1 protein-coding gene and 1 pseudogene are annotated in these 2051 nt (G+C 70.2%); one reads left to right on the plus strand and one right to left on the minus strand.

All coding sequences use genetic code 11. The features are described 5' to 3' along the window. Window positions 1-899 (plus strand): annotated as a pseudogene (locus tag AC27IO_RS23385) (transketolase-like TK C-terminal-containing protein); the annotation flags it as partial. Window positions 900-945: 46 nt separating this feature from the next. Here the strand turns inward: AC27IO_RS23385 and AC27IO_RS23390 are convergent. Then, a partial coding sequence (locus AC27IO_RS23390) for a 1-acyl-sn-glycerol-3-phosphate acyltransferase (RefSeq protein ID WP_498741056.1) occupies window positions 946-2051 on the minus strand: 1106 nt, incomplete at its 5' end.

The raw sequence follows: 2051 nt of genomic DNA on the forward strand, positions 1-2051 counted from the left end.
TATTCGACGCACGGGCTGTCGATGCTGCCGTTCTACATTTTCTACAGCATGTTCGGCTTTCAGCGCGTGGGCGACCTGATCTGGGCCGCGGCCGACCAGCGGGCGCGCGGCCTTTCTCATCGGGCGCCACCTCGGGCCGCACCACGCTGGGCGGCGAAGGACTGCAGCACCAGGACGGCAGCAGCCACCTGATGGCCTCCACCATTCCGAACTGCCGTGCCTACGACCCGGCCTTCGCGGGCGAGCTGGCCGTGATCGTGGACCACGGCATGCGCCGCATGGTCGAGGCGCAGATCGACGAATTCTTCTACATCACCGTCACCAACGAGAACGTGGCCAACCCCAGCCTGCCCGCCGACGCGCACGACGGCGTGGTGCGCGGCATGTACCGGCTGCGGCAGGGCGCGCCGGCACTGGCGCACCGCGTGCAGCTCTTCGGCAGCGGCGCCATCCTGGGCGAGGTGCTCAAAGCCGCCGACCGGCTGGAGCAGCAGCACGGCGTGGCGGCCGATGTGTGGAGCGTGACGAGCTACGTGGAACTGGCGCGCGAGGGGCAGGCCTGCGAGCGCGGCTGGCGCCAGGGCGAGCGCGATGCGGTGGGCAGCTGGTTCGAGCAGCAACTGGCACCCACGTCCGGGCCCATCGTCGCCGCGAGCGACTACGTGGTGGCATTGCCCGAGATGGTGCGCGCCTTCGTGCCGCCGGGCCGGCGCTATGTGACGCTGGGCACCGACGGCTTCGGCCGCAGCGACTCGCGCGCCGCCCTGCGGGCGCACTTCGCGGTGGATGCCGATGCCATCGTGCAGGCCAGCCTGCGCGCCCGCGAGGAGGACGACACCGACGAGGCGTCGGCAGAACAGCGGCGGCTGCAGGGGCTGGCCTCGCTCGCCGTCACCTGAGGCGGCGCGCCCCGCCTCCGCGGCGGGGCCTCTGCAATGACGGCCTTCAGTCGGCCAGCAGGCCCGCCACCCGTTCGCGCAGCAGATCGGGCTGCACCAGCGTGGCCGGCACGGCCGGCCCGACGTTCAGGCCCACCCGGTTGAACAGGCCGCGCCGGAAGGGCCGCGCCATCGCGGTGCCCCGCTCGATGCGGCTGAAATACGAGCCCCACAGGTTGGTCAGCGCCATCGGGATCACCGGGGGCGCCACGCCTTCTTCGCGGGCGCGCTCGAGGATCTTCATGATCCCGCCCTTGAACGGCTGCAGCTGCCCGTCGCGCGTGATGCCACCCTCGGGAAAGATGGCCAGCAAATCCCCTTCCCGCAGCACCTGCGCGGCGCGCTCGAACGCCGCGGCATAGACCGCCGGATCGTCCTTTTGCGGGGCGATGGGAATGGCCTTGGCCAGGCGGAACAGCCAGCCGAGCACCGGCACGCGGAAGATGCGGTGGTCCATCACGAAGTAAATCGGGCGCGGGCTGGCCGCCATGAGCAGCACCGCGTCCACGAAGCTCACATGGTTGCACACCAGGATGGCCGCGCCCTGGGTGGGCAGGTGCTCGTCGCCCCGGATCCTGAAGCGGTAGACGAAGCGCGAGGCCACCCACGCCACGAAACGCAGCAGGTACTCGGGCACCAGCAGGAAGATGTAGAACGCCACGATGGCGTTGGCGATGCCCGTGAACAGGAAGATCTGCGGCACCGAGAAACCGGCCCCCAGCAGCGCGCCGGCGATCAGCGAACTGCCGATCATGAACAGCGCGTTCAGGATGTTGTTGGCCGCGATGATGCGCGCCCGGTGCGTGGGCTGGCTGCGCATCTGGATCAGGGCATACATGGGCACGCTGTACAGGCCGGCGAACAGGCTCAGCAGCGCCAGGTCGGCCATCACGCGCCAGTGCGCGGCCTGCCCCACGAAGGCGCCCAGCCCCATCTCCGGCGCGGGCGGCAGGGAGCGGGAGGCAAAGTACAGGTCGATGGCGAACACGCTCATGCCGATGGCGCCCAGCGGCACCAGGCCGATTTCCACGTGCCGGCGGCTCAGCACCTCGCACAGCAGCGAACCCACGCCGATGCCCACCGAGAACACCACCAGCAGCAGCGAGGCCACGT

Source organism: Acidovorax sp. KNOB132, from assembly GCF_057541515.1.